14 protein-coding genes are annotated in these 21,017 nt (G+C 47.4%); 7 read left to right on the top strand and 7 right to left on the bottom strand.

Going from position 1 to position 21,017, the window contains the following annotated elements; genetic code table 11:
• Positions 1 to 55 precede the first annotated feature (55 nt).
• The 3 genes from BMW79_RS32475 to BMW79_RS32485 are packed head-to-tail and all read right to left on the bottom strand — an operon-like array spanning position 56 to position 5,411.
• Entirely contained in the window at positions 56 to 1,399 is a 1,344-nt protein-coding gene (locus BMW79_RS32475; RefSeq protein WP_089903547.1) for an alpha-L-fucosidase, read from the bottom strand.
• Positions 1,400 to 1,432: 33 nt separating this feature from the next.
• Positions 1,433 to 3,592 (bottom strand): alpha-galactosidase, encoded by a 2,160-nt coding sequence (locus BMW79_RS32480; protein WP_218150490.1) that lies wholly within the window; start codon positions 3,590 to 3,592, stop codon positions 1,433 to 1,435.
• A 22-nt stretch (positions 3,593 to 3,614) separates the two neighbouring features.
• On the bottom strand, positions 3,615 to 5,411 hold the full coding sequence (locus BMW79_RS32485; protein WP_089903550.1) for an alpha-L-fucosidase: 1,797 nt from the start codon (positions 5,409 to 5,411) through the stop codon (positions 3,615 to 3,617).
• A 954-nt stretch (positions 5,412 to 6,365) separates the two neighbouring features.
• Here BMW79_RS32485 and BMW79_RS32490 point away from each other — a divergent pair.
• From BMW79_RS32490 to BMW79_RS32520, 7 genes are all read left to right on the top strand, one after another.
• Positions 6,366 to 6,938: a TetR/AcrR family transcriptional regulator gene (locus tag BMW79_RS32490; protein ID WP_089903553.1), complete on the top strand. Its 573-nt coding sequence runs from the start codon at positions 6,366 to 6,368 to the stop codon at positions 6,936 to 6,938.
• A gap of 39 nt (positions 6,939 to 6,977) precedes the next feature.
• Positions 6,978 to 7,418, top strand: coding sequence for a universal stress protein (locus BMW79_RS32495; RefSeq protein WP_089903556.1), 441 nt, complete (start codon positions 6,978 to 6,980; stop codon positions 7,416 to 7,418).
• Positions 7,419 to 7,657: 239 nt separating this feature from the next.
• Positions 7,658 to 9,328, top strand: coding sequence for a hypothetical protein (locus BMW79_RS32500; RefSeq protein ID WP_089903559.1), 1,671 nt, complete (start codon positions 7,658 to 7,660; stop codon positions 9,326 to 9,328).
• Between the two features lie 33 nt (positions 9,329 to 9,361).
• Entirely contained in the window at positions 9,362 to 10,273 is a 912-nt protein-coding gene (locus tag BMW79_RS32505; RefSeq protein ID WP_089903561.1) for a hypothetical protein, read from the top strand.
• 62 nt (positions 10,274 to 10,335) lie between these two features.
• Entirely contained in the window at positions 10,336 to 11,916 is a 1,581-nt protein-coding gene (locus BMW79_RS32510) for a T9SS type A sorting domain-containing protein (RefSeq protein ID WP_143059318.1), read from the top strand.
• Positions 11,917 to 12,079: 163 nt separating this feature from the next.
• Positions 12,080 to 14,629, top strand: a complete 2,550-nt coding sequence (locus tag BMW79_RS32515) for a phosphatidylglycerol lysyltransferase domain-containing protein (RefSeq protein WP_245752767.1) — start codon at positions 12,080 to 12,082, stop codon at positions 14,627 to 14,629.
• A gap of 57 nt (positions 14,630 to 14,686) precedes the next feature.
• Positions 14,687 to 15,394, top strand: a complete 708-nt coding sequence (locus tag BMW79_RS32520; RefSeq protein ID WP_089903572.1) for an AcvB/VirJ family lysyl-phosphatidylglycerol hydrolase — start codon at positions 14,687 to 14,689, stop codon at positions 15,392 to 15,394.
• Here BMW79_RS32520 and BMW79_RS32525 read toward each other — a convergent pair.
• From BMW79_RS32525 to BMW79_RS32540, 4 genes are all read right to left on the bottom strand, one after another.
• Positions 15,391 to 16,083 (bottom strand): LytR/AlgR family response regulator transcription factor, encoded by a 693-nt coding sequence (locus BMW79_RS32525; RefSeq protein ID WP_089903575.1) that lies wholly within the window; start codon positions 16,081 to 16,083, stop codon positions 15,391 to 15,393. The genes BMW79_RS32520 and BMW79_RS32525 overlap by 4 nt on opposite strands.
• Positions 16,084 to 16,523: 440 nt before the next feature.
• Entirely contained in the window at positions 16,524 to 16,799 is a 276-nt protein-coding gene (locus BMW79_RS32530; RefSeq protein ID WP_089903578.1) for an HTH domain-containing protein, read from the bottom strand.
• 219 nt (positions 16,800 to 17,018) lie between these two features.
• Complete coding sequence (locus tag BMW79_RS32535; protein ID WP_089903581.1) at positions 17,019 to 18,608, bottom strand: peroxiredoxin family protein; 1,590 nt, start codon at positions 18,606 to 18,608, stop codon at positions 17,019 to 17,021.
• A 206-nt stretch (positions 18,609 to 18,814) separates the two neighbouring features.
• The gene (locus BMW79_RS32540; RefSeq protein WP_089903585.1) at positions 18,815 to 20,998 is read right to left on the bottom strand and encodes a DUF5916 domain-containing protein; all 2,184 of its coding nucleotides are present in this window, start codon (positions 20,996 to 20,998) and stop codon (positions 18,815 to 18,817) included.
• Between the last annotated feature and the right edge of the window lie 19 nt (positions 20,999 to 21,017).

A 21,017-nucleotide genomic window follows, 5' to 3' on the forward strand; every position in this document is an offset into this window, starting at 1 on the left:
ATAACAAAGGGAAGGCTTTCGCCTTCCCCTCGTACAGATTGCTTGCCAGCAGATATTATTGTAAAATCAGTTCTATCACCGGGATTTCCACATCCGGCTTACGTACCGGCAGTTCCAGCGCCAGATCACCCTTATCGGTATTATGCATTTTCACTTCAGAGCCATCGTTGAGTAATTGGGCATACTTTACTTTTCCTTTCATACCCGGCAACTCAAAACGTTGCAGCGGGTAGTCGAGCAAATGCACATACAAACGTTTGGTGGTTGGATTGTAGGTGAGTAAGCTGTTGTCCGGACGTTTGAATTCTGCCAGGGCTTCTGTACAACCGTAAATGGAGCGGCCGTTGACCTGCATCCATTCTCCCATTCCTTTGAGCCTGTCCTGCGCGCGGGCATCGAATAAACCACGGGAAGTGGGTCCTACATTCAATAACAGGTTGCCACCCTTGCTTACGGATTCGATCAGCAGCACGAGTAATTGTTTATTGTCTTTCCAGGATGTTTCATCACGGTAATACCCCCACGAACCGGAGAAGGTCTGACAGGTTTCCCAGTGAATACGCTTACCGTTGCGGGTTGGCCATTCAGACACTTTATATTGTTCCGGTGTGGCAAAGTCGCCCCCATCTTCATATTCACCCAGATCCAACCGGTCGTTGATGATAATACCCGGCTGCAGTTTGCGGATCATTTTAATGAGTTCCAGGGAATTCCAGTCGTTATGATCTTTTCCATGTTCACCAGGAAAGGAAAAGTCGGTCCACAGGATATCTATTTTTCCATAATTGCTCATCAGTTCCTTTACCTGGTTTTTCAGGTAGGCACGATACTTCTCCATATCGCGGCCTTTATTCAGCTTATCGTAATCCTTCGGATCGTTGGGCCGTTGCGGATGTACACGATCAATGGTATAGTCAGGATGATGCCAGTCGATCAGGGAATAATAGAATCCTACTTTCAATCCTTCTGCGCGGAACGCGTCCACCCATTCCTTGATCAGGTCTCTTTTCGCGGCGGTATTGGTGGCTTTATAATCCGTGAATTTAGAATCAAACAGGCAGAATCCTTCATGGTGCTTGGTGGTGATCACGGCGTATTTCATACCAGCAGCCTTTGCCTGCCGGGCCCATTCGCGTGGATTGTACAGATCGGGATTGTACAGGTCGAAATATTTCTGATAGGCGCTGTCGGTGATATGTTCATTGCTTTTTACCCATTCATGGCGGGAAGGCATGGAATACAATCCCCAGTGGATGAACATCCCGAAGCGGTCGTTGACCCACCAGGCCAGGCGTTCTTCTTTTTGTGCATCTGTTTCGTTAAATATCTTCTTATCCTGGGAATGCACCTGTAGCAGGAAAACCAGGAGTGTTAGTACGCTGAGCGATAATTTTTTCATAGCTGATTATGCAGATTTGGTTTGATACATTGTTTATTCGGCGACCAGCCAGGTGTATCCTGCGGCTGGTATGGTTACTTTCACATGTGCCCGGTAGTTACGGTCAAGCGTATACGCTTTTGCAGCGCCTTCTTTTTCACGGATACGTACACTTTGTGATAACCCGCTGTAATACATGGGCAGTGCAATTTCCCGGGTAATGGCCTGTTGCGTGGGATTGTAAAGCATCACCAGGGCTTTCTGCGGTAATTGTGAACTGATGTGCATAATACCGTCCCAGTCGCGGCCATCGGCCCTGCGCAGGTGAAGAATATCTGTATTCAGGATATCGCGGTATTTCTTATACCAGCTGATGGTATTCTTCACCAATGCTTTGGTATTATCGGTATCGTATAAACGTGGACCGCGATAGCAGGCCTGTACACCGGCGCCATAGTATTGCATCATCAGTTGCTCATATGCATCCAGGTGATCTTTGAGTGGCTCCAGTGTGGCCGCAGCGCCGCCGCCCTGGTATTCGCTGAGTGGCACAAAGCCCCAGCTCATAGGAGGTGTTTTCTCCCAGGTGCCATCAAAAATATTCTGCCTGTTCAGGATCAGTTGTTCCGCACGTGGCAGGGAAAAATTCACTTCCCGGTAGCCCAGTGCTATTTTATTGGTGCCATCCAGAAAGTACCAGTCGGGGGCATTTACGTATACGCCTCTTTCATTGAGCCAGTGATAAAGTCCTTTCTGCAACAGCATCTGCTTCCACTGCGAATCATCGAGACCGGTATGACCTGGATGCGTGGTAGAGGCGCATACATCGCCGGGATAAGGACCATCATTTTCGAAAATATCGAAGCCGGTATGGCTGATGAAGCTTTTGATTTTCTGGAGATAACCCAGGCCCCATTTACTACCGAGGCAGGGAGCATTGCCAAAGAAAGCACCACCTGGTTTACCGGTAGCAGGATTGATCACGTCGTCTTCGTCACTGATACGCCTGCTCGAAAAGAGGGAGTAGCCACCGAGCAGTACTTTTTTACTATGTGCGTAATCGGCCAGCGACTTGAACTTAGCCAGGTTCGCGGCGCTGGTATCTTCCATATTCAACCCACTGCCAAAGCTGAGGATCACGCCTTCATAACCCGTTTCTGCACATTGGTCGATGATTGCTTTTACCTTCACCGGATCGGTGCTGATCAGGTGCATGAAGATGGGATTTTCGGTGGTCCATGGTGCAATGGTGCGGTAAAATCTCCGTTTAGCCAGCCCATTCCGTTCACGGTCATAACCATCCTGCAGCAATTCGTAGGTACGGATAGATTCGAAATGTTCACCGCCGGCAAGTGTGATGCCCACCGGTACAATAGGATAAACTTCCAGCACACAGGGCGTTTGCAGATCATAGTTAACCTGTGAAGTATAAGTGCTGTCAGCTTTCCAGTGGGTGGTCTGATCGCTGAGATTTGCTTTCATGGCGTTATTAAAAGCATAATTGCTTTCAATATAGAGTCCATGCGGCACCTGCATTTTAGTCACTGCGCCTACTACGGCGGATTCTTCTTCCGGGGTAGCCAAGATTTCATTGACTACCTGTTGGAGTTTTATGGATTGACCGCTCTGGTTAGTAATTTCCAGCCATTTGGAAATCAGCGGAATGCCATCAAAAATAGCATAGTGTACTTTTACCGCAATACCTTTCAGTTCCGGTGCCTGTGCCTGATATGAGAACGTGAGTTCCTTACCGGTAGGCTGTTTCGGATTGGAACACCAGCGGTTTGCGGACCATTTTAAATACGGGGAGATGGGTGTTACCTCGTGACTGATATAGGTAAAGTCGGTGGCCCCTGCCTTCAGGTCGCCCAACCATCCGGGTAAGAGGTAGGCCTGTTGTGTTTGCCCCTTTGCACCGCCAATCATATAATCGTGGCCGTTAATAGTTAGCCTGGCTTCCGGTTTCACGGCGCGCAACAACTGTTCGCCACTTACCAGGTTACGGTAATCGGTACAAATGACGTTGGGGCCTATACGAAAACTCCTGCTCAGCAAACCATTGCTGAGCGTAATTTCCTGTTCTTTTTGTGTAACTGTTGCGATATAGGACTGATGGTCGATAAGCCAGTCCTTTGCAGGTGCTTTCACCTGGGCAACCGCAGTGCCGGCACAAAGACCGAATACCATTCCTAACAGGAGATGTTGTTTTTTCATGTTCTTGTTCTTCTGATAAATATTATTTCACGGGTTGCAGGATGATTTTCCGCAACCAGCATAGTTCACTTTTGTTTCCGGATACCGGCTTTACGGTCAGGTTATGTTTCCCGGCTTTGTCTATGTGGAGGATGCCCACCGCATGTTGAATAAAGTTCATCGGCTTATGACTATCATAGCTACCGGTAACCAGCGTCAGAAAGGGAAGCTGCTGGCCACCAACTGTTACCAGTCCCTGTTGTGAAGCACTGCCGGGTTCGCAGGCATAATCCAGGATCACTTTATAGTCCCCGGCGTCCTGTATTTCCAGTGGAAATACGATCGCGTCGTCTGGTGTAGTCATGCCAGTTATACAGTTATCATGTTTCCAGTCGCCAAAGTAATGTGAATAGGTAAAGAGTTTACTTTGAGCGGCGCCATTGAAAACGGCCCATACCGCAGGGATTTCCGCCTGTGGGTATTCACTGCTCACGGTTTGTGTGCGGAGTTGTGAGAGGTCTGTCTGCTGGCCGCTGTAAACAACCTGCAATACGGTACTACGTGTATCCGGCAGGGTTACAGGCAGCTGTATGATGGTTTCTTCGGGCAACTGTTTCCATACGAGGGCTTTATCAGTGCCGAGTATTTTTACCGTTTTTACTTTTGCTGTGAGACCGGGTATGCGCAATTGCCTGTTGGCCGGCATTTGCCAGACGTGCAGGAATAATTGTCCGGGTTTGCTGGTGGTTACGCCCCAGGGTTGTGCGGGGATCAGTCCCCAGGTGGTACCGTAAATGCTCTCCCCATAGATTTTCAACCATTTGCCGGTGGCTTTCAGGTATTCCACGGAATACACCGGCCATTTGCCGTTTCCATCCGGGCCTACATTGAGCATGAGGTTTCCGCCTTTAGAGGCTACATTGCCCAGGAGGCGGATGATTTCCGTAGGGGATTTAAAATTCAGGTCATGCCGGATATAGCCCCAGGAGTCGTTATGCGTGTAAATAGACTCCCAGGCGCCGGAGATCGGCACCGGTGGTACTTCTGAGTCGCCGAAATCGCGGTAATCTCCCAGGTCATGGCCTACCCTGCTGCTGAACAGGCATCCGGGTTGTAATAACCGGAGACTGTCGATCATTTGTTTGGTCTGATCCGCAGTTAAGCCGCCGGGCATATCAAACCATACCAGCCCGAGGGGGCCGTAGTTGGTGAGTAGTTCCTTTAGCTGGGGGATTGATTTGGTGCGGTAATATTGCTGATAATCTTTGTCCTTGTTTTTAAAGTCCCAGTTGTTGCCCCCTCCGTTGGGTTCGTGCCAGTCGAGAAACTGGGAGTAATAGAAACCGAATTGAATGCCCTTATCGCGGCAGGCGGCGGCGAGGGCTTTCATGGGGTCCTTTTTATAGGGAGAGGCATCTACGATATCGAAGTCTGTTACTTTGGAATCGAACATACTGAAACCTTCGTGGTGCTTGGCGGTGATGACCATGTATTTTATCCCGGATTCACGTGCTGTTTCGGTCCATTCTTCTGCACTGAACCCGGTAGGGTTGAAGGTTTGTGCTACTTTGGCGTATTCGGCGGCGGGTGCTTTTGCCCGGTTCATGATCCATTCGCCGCTGCCGTAGTAGCTGCTGTCTTTCCAGCGGCCTCCGAGTTGGGAATAAAGTCCCCAGTGGATAAACAATCCGAATTTTGCTTCTCCAAACCATTTTAATCCCGGGTGAAGTTTGTTGTTAGCAGCGCCTTTGTTCCACATATCCGGCATATCCTGGGCATACCCATTTAACGAAGTGAGCAGGCACAGCAATAGTAGTAACGTTGGAATCCGGTGGAACATATAGCTAAAGTTTAAATCCAGTTTGGTCGAACAATCCGTAAAAAATATACATAACCTGTGGTATATACAAATGCATGGAAAATGGTATCAGGGAAAGGGAAAATGCTACAATTAGCTATATTGGCGGCCTTCTCCGTGTATTAACCAACGGTTAACGATTATTCCGGATAGTAATCTCTAATTTAGCGAGAGATAAGTTACAAATAACTAAGCATATCGGTAACTTTCCAGATTCAGCAATCATCTTATTTAAGCTTATTAGCAGGCTATAATGTGTTATAAGCATCTGGCGCGATGTCGCAGATGCCATGTGAATGTTTTAAAGACCTCTGCTGTGTTCATCAGCAGGGGTTTATTTTTTTTAGCCCACTCCTGCGCTCGTTATTTCAATTCTTGTTTAGGTTTAATTAACTGTCCGGGGGACAGATCGACCTAATATTGCTCCATCAGTAGTTCCTGATAACTGAAATGCATACAACTAACAAATATCTCAGCAGTACCTGTTGGCTTCTCAAGGCCGACGGGAATTTTATCCTGTTGCGGTGGTGCTGAACTGCGATCTGATCAGCGTGGTATCTGCTTAGAAGGCGGACTTGATTGGGGTGGACCTGCTTGAAAGGTGAACCTAATCAGGGAGTGGCCTGTTTCGAAGGTGGACCTGATTAGCCTAGGACCTGCTTGAAAGGTAGACCTGATCGGGGAATGAGGAGAACTTGATCCGGAACAAATTAACCTGGGAAAAGGACTCCATCCGGGATACTACCCGGCGATGGTATCTCCAGGGAAATAGTAAGCAACAACTTAACCAATAATAGCTTTAAACATCGACCCAACTGTTTAACAACCAATGGGTTTTTGATTTAATCATCATCTAGCTTCAGCGCCTTTGCGGTTTCCACTGCGAAGGCTTTTTTTGTTTTTTAAAGTGAATATATATTCACTTATCTTTGTAGAGTGAAACTGAAAGATGATAGAAAAGTAACGCAGATTTTCCAGTCGGCACTCAAGCTGGTGGCGAAAAAAGGGTTGTCTGGTGTTACGATGGGAGACATTTCCAGGGAGGCTGGAATCGCAACCGGCACCCTGTACGTTTACTTCAAGGGAAAGGATGAACTGATCAACGCTTTATTTGCCGCCTGCCGGGAGAATTCTGTGCAGGTATCCTTTAAAGGCTATAACCCGCAACTTCCGTTCAAACCCGGATTCAAGAATATCTGGCTGAACATCCTCCGCTACAAACTGCAGCATTTTGAAGAAGTGATTTTCATGGAGCAATGTTATCATTCGCCCTTTATTACTGCGGATACGCGGGAAAAGGCACAGCAATTATCGGCGCCCTTTTATGCGCTGATGGAGAGAGGTCAGAAAGAACAACTTATCAAGCAAACAGATACCGGGTTATTGCTCACCTTTATGCTGGGTGCGATGAATGAACTTGTGAAACAAACGCATTACAGCGGTATCACCCTTAACAGAAGCCGGATCAACAGTACTTTCGACCTTTGCTGGGATGCCCTGAAAGCATAGAATAAATGAATAAACATTCACAAATAAATATTCCTGCATATGTCAGACATCATGATCGCAGTAGACCTGAGCAGTTTTTCAGAAAACCTGATCAGGACCGGCCTGGAACTGGCCGATAAAATGAATGCCTCCGTTACCCTGTTCTCCGTAGTGGAGATCGGGATCGGCATCGGATTACCAGAGGGAGGGCCTGTGTTTACAGATGATATTCCTGCGAGGATCCGCGAAGTGGAAGAAAGACTGGAATCTTACAGACAAAATTACCCGGACAAGCAAAACATCAATATCATGGTGTCGACCGGCAACCCGAAAAATGAAACCCTGGAGCAGGCCCACAATAGCAATGCCACCATGCTGGTGGTAGGTACACACGGCAGAACCGGATTGGATCATATGTTACTGGGCAGTAATGCGGAATATATTATCCGTCATTCCCGTATACCCGTACTCGTAGTACCCTACAATCAGGGGGAACACTAACATTATAACACTCAACAATCTATAAAACAACAGCAACGGCTCTGGTTGTTGCAATCTCCCGGCGTTTTTTCGCCGGGATTTTTTTATGCATATATTGAAACATTGAAGCATGATAAGGGTTATATTTATAACGAATAATTAAAGTACATCTGCACGTCACCCCCTGCCCTTCCAGCCCCCTAACTGGTATCGGATTTTTATTGCTCATCACTTTTCCCTTTCATTTCCAAACCGTTGCTATGAAAAAAAACTACTCCGGCAAAGGCATTTTACTCGTTTTATTTTTGCTGCTGCTAGCCCCGGCCGCCTTTGCTCAGCTCAAAATTGGTGACAATCCCGCCACCATCAACAAATCCTCTATCCTGGAACTGGAAAGTTTGCGCCAGGGTTTACTGCTGCCCAGAATTGTGGACACCACCCTCGCCCCGTTGAACACAGCCCCCGACGGGATGATCATTTACCACACCCTTACCCAAAGCCTGATGGTAAGACGTAACGGTTACTGGTCAAGACTGGTGGACAGCTTAAATGCTTCCGCAGGCAGCTGGCAGTTAAAAGGAAACGCAGGTACCACCATCGCCAATTACCTCGGAACGTCCGACAATCAACCTTTATCTATCCGTACCAATGCTACGGAAGCCATCAACATCAGTAACACGCAAACCGTCGCCCTGAAACAGGTACCGGCCAGCACCACCCTGATCAGTGTATTAATGATAGACCCGGCTACCGGCGTTATTAACCAGCGGAACCTGTCGCCCGCCGCTTTCACGGATGCGATCCGGACACTGAACGGTGTGGCCAAACAAGGCTTTACCATCAGGGCAGATACATTAAACGCCAACTTTGGCGTAACCACCACCGCTGTGGATAGTACCATTACCCTGAATGTACCGATAGTAGGTGCGGTATCCCAGAAAACGGGGTTACTCACTTATGCCGACTGGCTGCAATTCAGCAATAAACAAAAGGCCATCACTATCGGCGCCTTTATCCTGACACCGGGCAGCCCGAACGGTCTTGTGCTGGATAATACTACCGGCGTATTGCAACTGGTAGCTGCAGATGCCACCAATCCCGGCGGTGTGTCTATCGGCGCACAGACGTTTGGCGGTACCAAAACATTCAATGATAGCGTAAGCATTGTGACCGGACTGGGTGTAACCGGACAGGCCACACTGGGTAACGGGCTGAAGGTAAATGCGGGCGGCGCCAACATTACCGGTAGTGTTGTACTGGCTACCACACCTCCCAATGTAAGCACACCTGTTACCACCGTATTATTCCGTAATCCAAATACAGGCGCCCTGGAAAAAAGAGAAGTGGATTCTGCTGCATTCTCTGTAGGTATCCGCCGGATCAACGGACAAACTGGTCCTGCTATCTACATCAAAACAGGGAAAGCAGGCAACGATATTTCACTGGATAGCACCAGTGTAACCAACACGCTTACCCTGAATATCCCGGATGCAAGTGCTACTGCCCGTGGTGTGGTGAATGACTCTGCTCAAACTTTCGCAGGTTTTAAAACAGTCAGAGATACCCTGGCAGTGGCCAAAAATGCAATTGTGGGTGCAGGCACGAAGCCCAACTCTACTTTCCAGGTGCAAGGTTCCATGTCGCTGAACATTCGCTCCAGCACTTCTAACGATGCGCTGGCGGAAACCGATAACACATTGCTCGTAAATGCTTCTTCCGGTAGTGTTACCATTACACTGCCACCGGTAACCAATATCGTGGGACGTATCTATACCGTCAAAAAAATAGGCGGTTCCATTGATAACGCCGTAACGCTTCAACCTCAGGGTGGCGCTCAGATTGAGGGCTCTACCAACTATATCATCTATAACAACTATACATACGTAACAATTCAAACAGACGGCTCCAACTGGTATGTGATCAGAAAGTAAACCTGTTTATTGTTATCCCGTAAATTGTTATACATGCTGAAAACAAGCATTCAAAGCAGCATATGGCTATGCGCGCTATTATTGCTGTATATACCTATATATGCGCAACAGCTCAAGCTGGGAGATCCTACCACCTCTCCCATTAAAGCCGCTTTGCTGGAATTAAATACGCTTAACCAGGGACTGCTGCTACCCCGGATTACGGATTCTACCCAGGCACCGCTCAATGTTTCGCCCGACGGCATGATCATCTATTACAAGCCCGCCAGTAGTTTACTGATCCGGAGAAACGGCTCCTGGTCGAGACTGGCGGATAGTACGGCCGTCAGCAATAACCAGTGGCTATTGAGTGGTAATCCTACGGTGGATAGTGCAACGAAGTTTTTGGGAACTACCGTTATCAGCCCCATTAATTTCCGTACCAATAATCTGAACCGCATGATTATTTCAAGTGCAGGTAATGTGGGTATCGGTACCACAGCACCTACCTCCTTGCTGCATATAAAATCTGCTACCGCGAATACTTCGGGCGTACGGCTGGAAACATTGACCAGTGCGGCGCCCGTAACCTCAGGTGCAGGCGGACTTGGCGTGGATGCAAGCGGGAATGTGGTGCGAACAGCGGCAGCCCCGGTGTATTATAATGCAGCGGGCGTGGTATCACAGAATATCAAGGTGTGGGCGGATTCTATTTCCAATACGAGTACAGGCGTAGCCACCGCAAATATTTCCTCTGCAGGGTTTACCAAAATATTGAGTATAACGGCAACGGGTAAAGGAGGCAGTAATAATGGCGACTCGCCCATACCTGTTATCTCAGGCTATACCCTCAATGCTATTACGTTCAATGTATTCCGGGGAAATACCGGTTTGACCATCCTCGCCGGCTGGGCAACGGATACAGATGCTACGCACAAAGTTTACGTCACGGTCGTCGGTTATTAAAAACAATAAACAGTATTTCTATCTCACGTATCATTACCATATTACTCCTTTTCCTTTCCATTGTGCTACCAGGCACAGTGAGGGCGCAGTCTGCCACATGGCTGCATCCCGATAGTAAAATGGGGATATTCAGTAAAGACACCATTGCGGTGTTCGGAGATATGGTGAATGAAGGAAATATTGTTGCGGTGAGTGGATCTGTGGTGAACTTTTACGGACTACGCTGGCGCAATGGCAGCGGGGCATCGATCCTGGATGAAAGCAGTGACGGATACAGTGCTGCCGGTGGATTATTCCGCTTCATGCAAACCAAACCGGCACTGTATCAATACATCAGTGGCGGCTACAGCGCAGCAAGCGGGCAGGGGCCGAGTTTTCCGAATATCAGTGTGGAGAATGCGCCGGGTGTTTTCCTGGATGATCTCAGTGACCTGAAAATTGTGAATACCCTCGATCTTCAAAAGGGATTTATATTTCTGAATGGCTGGAACCTGGTGATGGGACATCATACGCCCGGGGATATACGTAATTATTCTGCGGATCATTTTATTATTACCGGCGCTAACTTTGGCGGCGGTTCGCTGTACAGAAGCCAAATCAGCAGTACTGATAAAACGGTTGTTTTCCCTATCGGGACACGTCCTTCCAGCTTTACGCCGGTAGCGTTGGAAAACAACGGCGCTACTGCCACTGTTCGTGCAGGCGTTTCCGATAGTGTGCTCCGCCATCTGACAACCGGTGAAAACCTGGTGCTGACCAGCGTAAATAAAACCTGGGAAGTATCGGTATCTGTACCGGATGCGGCATTGAACCTGCACCTGGTACATGATGTATCGGATGAAGGACCTGCCTACGAAGCCAACCGCAATACCGCTTACCTGGCCCGTTTTATAGATACGGCCTGGGATCTGGCCACCCAGAGAGCCGCGCCTACTGGTCCCAGCCGCTACACGACCGGCTCTCCGGACCGGCAAAAAGTATTTGTATCAAGGGCTTTTCAACACCTGCCAGCCACTAATTACTTTACCAGCCTGGTAGCAGAAACAGTGAACAGTCCCAACAAAACGGTACTGGACTTCTTTAGTGCCAACCGCAGCGTTACCAATGAAGACACCGTGCTGCTGCACTGGATCACCGGCAGAGAGTACTTCTGCCGTGGCTTTGCAATTGAAAGAAGACTTGCATTGGAACCGAACTTTGATTCCATCGGATTTGTTGGTAGTAAATCACCGGGAGGCATCAGTTTCTACCCGGTGGGATATGATGCGGTGGATGTACCTTCCTACGATGGATTTATTTTTTACCGCCTGAAAGTATTCATGACAGATGGCACCTTCTTTTACAGCCCTGTCCGTATCGTAAGGGGTAAAAATATCAGGGGCGATATCTCTGTATGGCCTAACCCGGTAAGAGGTGGTATCATACACATTTACTACAGCGCACCTCAGCACGTGAAAGCGATTTCGCTGATTGATGTACCTGGTCACCGGATCATCTATCAGAAATTTGAGCAGCCATTGCAACAACGTAACTACTACGAAATAAAAGTTCCTTCCGGCATGGCCAGAGGCACCTATTTCCTCCAGCTGATCGGAGAAAATGACCAGCTGATTCATACTGAAAAACTGGTAATTATGGAATAAGCAACTGATAATGAGTGGATAATATGCACATTAAAATACCCTTAAACTAGCCCCCGTGAAGGAATGAGTTGAAAAGTTACCCTAACTTTGCGGGTTAGTGCGAACAACTGATCTAAACGAAACCTACAGACCTTTGGGAAAGAAATTTTTTACTGCAGCATTCTTGCGTAAGCTCCACCTGAAAGAGCTTTTAGCGGTGTTATTCATATTACTGGCTATTTATTTTTTCCGTTCACAACGTCACGAATTATACTCCCTGATACCGGCTATTGAAAAGGCCGACCGGGGTTGGGTCGCGATCGGTGTGGTAATAACGATTGCCTATATCCTTTTACAGGCAGGCATGTATGTATTCAGTTTCCGGGCCGTGGGCGCACGGCTGGACCTGGTAAGAAGTACCGAATTATTCCTGAAACGAAATCTTTTATCCGTGTTTCTTCCGGCAGGAGGTATTAGTTCTCTGGCTTATCTGCCACAGAGTTTGCGCCGTACCGGCTTGCATAAACAACAGATCCACCAGGCTTCCGGCATTTATGGATTTGTAGGGATATTATCTGTATTCCTGGTAGGGATCCCCGTGGTGGCTTATGCCATGTTGCATGCAGGTACTATGCGCGATGCGGTGTGGGGATTGATTGCCATTTGCGTATTACTGCTGGGTGTGGTATGGCTGGTTCGTTCCATGCAGGCAAAGGGAAAGGCTTACCAGCTGCTGGTAAAATATTTTCCGGGCGCCGCCATGCAGGTAGATGAAATATTTACCTTCCAGTTGTCGGTGCCTTCCTTTATGAACACGGTGCTGGCATCGGTGCTGATAGAAGTAGCCGGCGTTGCGCATCTCTACCTGAGTATGCTGGCAGTGGGCGTTACACCTTCCCTGGAAGCCGCGTGTGTGGGCTATATTGTGGCTACTATTTTCCTGATCATCTCTCCTTTTCTCCGTGGACTGGGCGCTATAGAATTATCGCTGGCCTATATCCTGAGTAATTATGGTTTCACTACACTGCAGGCACTGGAGATTACTTTATTATTCCGTTTGTTTGAATTCTGGCTGCCATTGATTGCGGGCATGTTTGCCTTTGCATTGAAAGGCCGGGAACTGGTGTTGCGCCTGCTGCCGCCGATCCTGATTTTTCTGTTGGGCATGGTCAATATATTTTCGGTGCTTACACCACCGTTGGCAAACCGTATGCATTTATTGCGGGCATATATTCCGGGAACTTCTATCCATGCGACCAACCTGCTGGTGGTATTTCTCGGGCTGGTGTTGCTGGTTACGGCTACCTTTCTGTTCCGTGGTTTGCGCAGTGCATGGATTGTGGCGCTGGCAGTATCTATGCTGTCGGTGTTTGGGCACATCGGAAAAGCGCTGGATTATGAAGAAGCTTCTCTGGCGTTGGTTACCAGTATTATTTTGCTGATCACCTCCCGGCAGTACCGTGTAAAAAGTAATCCGCAGCTGGTGAATATAGGCGTGGTAACGGCACTGGCTACACTTTTTGTGGTGATGATCTTTGGTACCATTGGGTTCTATTTCCTGAATGTGCGGCACTTTGGTATTGACTTTACCTGGCAGCAATCTATCCGTCATGCTTTTCACTGTTTTATGCTGCTGGAAGATGACGGCCTGCAACCGGTTACCCGTTTTGGAAAAGAATTTATGTCGGCTATCCGGGTGTTGGGTGTGAGTGCGTGGGCATTTTTGTTTTATACGATCATCCGTCCTTACCTGCATGTAACGCAGCAAACGAATACCAGCCTGGAGAAAGCGCGTTTCTATCTCAGCCAGTATGGTGATTCCCCGATGGATTATTTCAAAATAGGACAGGATAAATTACTGTTTGTATCTGAACAATATGAAGGATTTATCGCTTACCGTGTAGCGGGTAGTTTTGCGATTGTGCTGGAAGAACCGGTGTGCAGCGAAGACAATAAGCTGGCGGTATTGGAAGAATTTGAACAACAATGCCGGAAGATGGGCCTGCGGCCTTCATTTTACCGGGTAGATGAAGACAGCACCTACTATTTCAGTCATCTTAAAAAGAAAAAGATGCTGATCGGCCAGGAAGCGATTATGGATATCCGGAATTTCACGTTGAGTGGCAAGGATAAGAAATCGTTGCGTAATGGATTGAACAGCCTGGCCAACAAAGGCTACGTGACTGCTTTTCATGCGGCACCACAAACACCATCCATGTTACAGGCGTTAAAGTCGGTGAGTGATGAATGGCTGCATCAGTATGAGGTGAAAGAGCTTACTTTCTCACAGGGGTTGTTTGATGAAGAGCTGATCCGCAGTCAGGATGTGATTACAGTTACAGATGCAGAAGGACAGGTAGTGGCGTTTCTCAATATTATCCCGGACTATGCACCCGGCGAGTGTACCTATGACCTGATCCGCAAGCGCTCCGATGCGCCGGGCGGGGTGATGGATGCGTTGATTATTGCGTTGATCCAGGATGCACAGCAGAAAGAATTACATTTTCTGAACCTTGGGATGGTGCCTATGTCGGGAATTATTCAACCTGAAAATACGGCAGAAAAAATGGTGAAGTATGCCTATGAAAAGTTGCGTTTCTTCCGTCATTACCAGGGATTAAGGGAATTTAAAGAGAAATATGCCACTGAGTGGACCAATAAATACCTGGTATACGAACATGATTTTGATCTCATACAACTTCCCTCAGCGCTGAGTAAAGTAATGCAGCCATAACGCGGACGAACAATAGCGGAATGGATTTTGTTTTACAGAAAGGCGTTAAATTAATATATGTTGATATCAGGCACCTTATCCAAATGCTGTAAGTTACTCGGCTGTTTATTGTTTTTTGCGGTATTGCGTGGCAACACGCAGAGTAATGTGAATAACCTGCCGGTGGTGCTCAAAGCGCCGGTAGCCGGCACTACAGAACCGCTGATCCTGTACATTACCGGCGACGGGGGGATGAAAAAGTTTTCTGCGAACGTCATTGAATCGTTCCGTCAGAAGAATTACCCTGTAGTGGCATTGAATGCGTTGAAATATTTCTGGAATAAGAAAACACCACAGCAGGCGGCAAAAGACGTGGCTTCCCTGATCACATATTATCAGGGACAGTGGGACAGTAACCATGGTGTAGTGTTGATTGGTTACTCGCTGGGCGCCGATGTGCTGCCGTTTATCTACACCAGTTTACCACCGGAGGTGGCAGAAAAAGTAAAGCACCTGGTCTTTTTATCTCCTTCTACCAATACGGATCTGGAAGTACATGTATCGGATATGCTGGGTAAGTCCAGCAGTAAAGGGATGAGTGTACCTGCGGAGATCAATAAAATCAAGGACAAACCTTTGCTGCTTGTATTCGGGGCAGAGGAAAAAGACTTCAACCTGTCTTCCCTGAATGTGCGGTACCAGCAGTTGATCCTTCCGGGTGGTCATGCATATGACGAGGATGCCAATGGTGTGGCGGGGAAAATCCTGGGAGCCTTGCATCCCTAGTACATGGGCAACTGATACCGTTTAGCCAGCTCCGTTCTCATGGCCTTTGTCAGCGCGATCCTGGCTTCTCCTATCATTACATGATCGTCTGCCAGGTGGGTGATATGGCGAAAGCCGATAACAAACCAGTGGTGTACATGCATAAAAGCGTTGAGTGGCAGCTGGGAAATGATCCAGTCGAGTTTTTCGGTGGTCACCAGTTTTTGATCCCGGAGATGTAGCATGATATGATCATCCATTACTTCAACATACTGAAGATCTTCATAAAAAACTTTTTCCATGCGGTGCGGGGTGCGGAGCATAAAGTACTCCGTATCATATTTTGTGGGGTATGTGATAGCGTGCATTTCTATGATCTTATATATTTTAGAGAAAACATCTTGTAAAGTTGTTGGGGTAAAGGGTAATTGCATTACTGCTACCGGCAGAAAATCAAATCCGGGAGGGGTATCATTATACACCATCATCATAACGGGTAGCACGCCGGCTTCATCAGGCGGTGCTGAAAGCGGGTCATGATAATGTCCTGTGATAAGTACATGAATGGTTTGTGTTTCCAGCCAATACTTTGCTGCTTCCATGTTATTGCTGCGTGCAGCCAGGTAAACATATGGAATCGCTGCTAAAAAGTTTTCCAGTTCTTCGAACCCTTCCGGATCACTACCCAAAATAATACAGTTTAGTACCATAGCGCTGATTTAGTCGTATACAGGTACGTAAATTTGTTCGCGTCAGTTGCCCGCAGGAGAGATGATTCAAGTAGGGGCAGGTGACTGAAGAGAAACCCGCGTATTATCTAAAATCTAATCTAAACCGCGTTATGAAAAAAAGTTATTGTTTGTATAAGATTTTCTCAAAAGCTGACGATATAATACGGGGATAAAATTGGGTCTATTTAAGGAGGGAACAGTTAATCGAATGTTAAGTATTACGGAAAAAGAAGGTGGACAGTAAAAGTGCTTGTCCCGAAAGACAATACTTTCCCTGTCCACCAGTTACGGAAGATTACATAAAAGATCCTATAACAGCGATGTACTGCTGCAAAACAGATCTAAGGCCCGATGGGGGCGGCGCGGGCGCAGGGAGAGCTAACAGGGAGGCCGGTTAACGGTTCGTGCGCGGACCATGTTTACCAAATAAGGAAGAATAAAAGAAACATCGTACTCACGGCGATCAGGTTTTTCGAGAACCTGACGTTGAAGCCGCCTTTTTCTGAGTAGTAGTAACTTTCTTTGTACCGGTCGTACTCAATGGGAGCACCTAACTCCTTCATCATTTTGAGGAATTCATAGAGTGTTCTTTCGGAAATACGAAGCCGCTTGGCTAACTGAGCGGGCTTACCGGTCCCTTTGATCCTGATGAGGTAATCAATGGTCTGTAGTCTGTCAAAATAACGCTTTGGCATGTGGCATAGAGGGGTCTTAACGGTTATTTACTGAATATACAACTTGTGTTATTATTAAACCAGTGTTCTCATATATATATTTAAATGTAAATATTAACAATCTGGTTTAAATGGGTTTTCGAATATTTAGCTGCGGAACAATGGCGCTGATGCGGATTAGCTGCGTACTTTTACTAAACGTTAGCAAGCAGATTTTATTGGTTGGAGGGCGAAAAAATTTCACTGCAATAATGCTTCATAGATAATGTTGGTGAGGGCTGTACCATGATCGGCTGCAGGATCCGGTGGTCTTGTGGCGTATACTTTTCCATTCTTTCCCACGATAATATAAGAGGGATATTTACTGATATTGTATTGCGTTAATACATCGCGATGCTGTTCATCCAGCTGTAACATACAACCCAGCAAACCCTTTACAGCACTGCCATTGCAGCAGATGTTCACAAAACTGACGCCTGCTTCATCAAAACAATTTTGTATTTCCGGCAGTGCAGGCAACAAAGAATCGGCTCCATTATAAAAGTGCAGCAGCACCACTTTCCCGCTGAATTGTTGCAGACTTACCTGCTTACCATTCTGATCAGGGAAGCTGAAAGCCGGCGCCACATTGCCTTTTCCGATACCCTTCCGGGATCGTCCATACAATTTTGCAATAGCCTGTTTACAGGTTTCATCCTGAACCAGTGAAAGATAATCTTTCACACACCACTCCTGTTCTTCCTGCTGATTACCGGCAGCGAAACCCATTGTGAGCGAATGCGCGAGCAGTCTGTCCCGCAACCGGCCACTGTAGTGCGTTTTAACCCATTCATAAATAGCGCGGTTATTACATTCATAGCGGTGCTCGATAAAATAATCTGCTTCTGCTTTCTGCAGCAGGTAACTTAAATAACGTATAGCCATATACGTTGTATCTGATGAAGTAAAGGAAGATAAAGCCGGGAGGATGTTATTTTTATAAAAAAGTACCTGCCGTTCTTCCAGTGTACTGTCTGGCGCGGGAGATAATTTCCATAAGGTGCTCACCAGGTTGGCAGCCGGTTCCCCCAGTGCATGTGCGCGGATAAGTTGCCATTCGGCAGCAGGCATACTATCCCGGTAAAACGCCAGCACCTTACTACCTGTTTGCAGTTGCTGCCGGTATACCTCTGCCAGCTGCTTAGCATCCGCATTCAACGGCACTACTACCCTTCCCTGCTCCTGCCGGGCAGCGTAAATGGCGCGGCTCAGCGCAGCGCCATTGCCACTGAAGTGGATGCTATCTCCCTGCATCCATAACCGCAGACTGTCTCCTCCCCGGATCAGGCCATAGAAATGATAGCCATTGCCGGCATCTGTATAAAAAAAGACCGCTTTCCCCACGGGTAACGGTATACGGAAATAAAAGGAATCGGTTGGTAATATTGTATCCTGCGTCACTGCGGATGTAATACCGGGATCGGTCCAATAAGCGAAGGATACCTTTTGTATGGAACGATCAGTGATCTTACCGGTGATGATGGTAGTGGCTTGTGTCGTATTATATTGTGTGACGGTCTTTTGTATTGCAGCACTTTGTATGATGTGAGCTTTGGAGCGACCGCTTTGTACAGCGCGGTTGTCCGAGGCTACCTTTTGCCCTGCAACATTTCGCACGATATTGCCTTGTGCGTCACTGCTTTGTGGGGCGCTTTTTTCCAGGGCCGCTTTTCGCCTGGCAGTATCATGCGAGGTGCGCTCCTTAACAGCTGTTTGCGCCATTGCTGCCTGTATCAGCAGCCCAAAAACGCCCCCTGCGCATAGCAGGTATTTTACCATAGGAAGGTTCATCTTTGCGGTTTTACTTGCGGTTTAAAATGGTGAAATCCCCATGGTAAAGACCACAGGGAGATAATATTCACAACGATAGTAAATGAAAACTTAATATATTACCTAACGGGGTTAGCCGTTTGTACTACTGAATTTGTGGTGCAATGATAGGAGGAATAAAATATCAAAGTGTTAATCGATTCTTAACTGTTAATACGGAATCCCAATTAAATATTAAACCAGTACACCAGTTTTAATACCAGCGCCCGGTTTCTTACCCAGAAAGGCTCCGGAAGATAGTTGTCCGTATACACAATAAAAAGATCGGAAGCAGGCCGGTAGCGCCATTGGAAGCGGGTATTCAGGTTCATATTCTTCTGCTGCCCGTTGTATTGCATAAACCCGGTAAAAAACAGGGTATTGGTCATGGTAACATCGAGGCGCGGACCCACCAGCCAGAAAGAATTATTTCCCCAGGGTTTCGGGAGATTGATATTGTTATAATTCGCGCTGAGTGCAATACTCACATAAGGCTGGAAACGGTATCCCAGTTCGGTGTTGGTCATCAGGCGGGTACCGTCTGCATAATAGCCGCCATAGCGGGCCGATAAAGCATACGTAAATAAACTCTGCGGCTTGGATACATAATCCGCTCCCACCGTATTCCAGTTGTGCTGAGAGCCTGTAAACAGGCTGTCTTTCCCCGTATTCGTGGGGTCAAAAGGCTGTAATAGTTTGATATAGGTATTGGAAGCCCATACATTGAGGGTATTCCGCTTGCGGAATACAATTCCATAATTGAGCATTGTTTCATTGTCGGTGCGATGCATATTGGTTTCTTCAAAGAACCAGGTGCTTGTTACCTGTGGCCCATGGCTCAACACCGGCCCAGACAAGGGAAAGAACAACCGGGTAATTTGCGGCGCCACCTTGATGTAACCCTGGCGGGGCACATACCCTACCTCTGCATTGTAATTACGTCCTACGTACTCATGCTGCCAGCCGATATTCCATTGCTTACTGGTATACTGCAGATTGGCGGCATGGGCAATATCGTGGCCCGTTTTATTCGGACTGGACGACTTGAGCAACATGGCCTTCCCTGTCCAGAAATTATTGGAAGAAGCCAGGTTGTATTCCAGTCCCATATTGCGGTTGTACTGATTGTACACCGGTTTATCCGTGACTTTCGACGGATCGTAGTTGATCGATTCTTTATTAATAAAGATGAATCCGAGATTGGAGCGGGAAAATACGCGGCGCTGCAAAGCCGCCACGGTGAAGTTCTGCGCGGGCAAACCGGTTTCTTCCTGTTTCCCTGTCTGCATATTCATAACGCCTAAGCGCCAGTCTTTATTAAGTTTTCCGCTCAAACGCGCGCCAAAACGGATAGGTACCCCACCCAAACCGATGCGGCGGGAGAAGAAGGGACGAATGGTAGTATACCCGAAATTGGAGAACTGGTCGCCGTTCTCCAGGAAGAACTGTCTTTTTTCCGGATAGAATAATTCAAAACGATCCAGGTTTGTCACTTGTTTGTCCACATCTACCTGGGAAAAATCCGGGTTTACCGTCAGATCCAGGTTAAGGGAAGAGGTAACAGCAACTTTAGCATCCAGCCCGGCGTCCCGTCTGTATTTGGTGGGGGTATTCTTATCATAGTCTTTGGACATGCCTCCCAACAGGTAAGGGATCAGGGAGACATTAGCGCCGGCTGGCGGTGGCGCAGCATCCCATACCAGGTTGCCGGTATAGGCCAGTGATGCTGATGGAAACTGCCTCGGTACAGGCGCCCAGGAAGACTTTTCCGTAGTTTTCAGATCGTTCCGGCCGAAGTTGATCCCCCATTTGGTAATTCCTTTTTTATAACGGATGGTTTTAAATGGTATCACCGCTTCAAACACCCATTTATCCGGGTAGTTTTTTACAACAGAAGTCCATTTATTATCCCAGCTGAGATCCACCTTGCCTCCATCATACATTAAACCGTCCCATTGCGCTCCTGCAGCGTTTGCGCCAAAGGCGAAACCATTGGTCTGGTCATCAAAGGGGTCCATGAACATGATGAAGTTATCATTCTTCAGAAAAGCGAAGTCCCTTCTGAGTGACTCCACCATATAAGGACCATCGCCGGATGTATAATTTTCCACCACCAGGTAAAGGTTGTGGTCATCGTAGGTCATTCTTACATCTGTACGAAGCAAGGCAGCGCTGGTATCCATGGGGAGTATCATATGAAAACCGGTGGCTACATCTGCCTGCAGCCAGGCTGCTTCATCGATGATACCATCGATTTTTACAGGAGAAACTGCCTTACGGATATGCAGTTGAAAAGCATCGTTTTTCTTCTGTGCAGTAACGGATAAGCCAATAAAACTACAACAGATAATAAGTGGAATGATACGAAACATCAGGTCGCTATGGGTTTAC

The organism is Chitinophaga arvensicola (genome assembly GCF_900110835.1).
Classification (GTDB): domain Bacteria; phylum Bacteroidota; class Bacteroidia; order Chitinophagales; family Chitinophagaceae; genus Chitinophaga; species Chitinophaga arvensicola.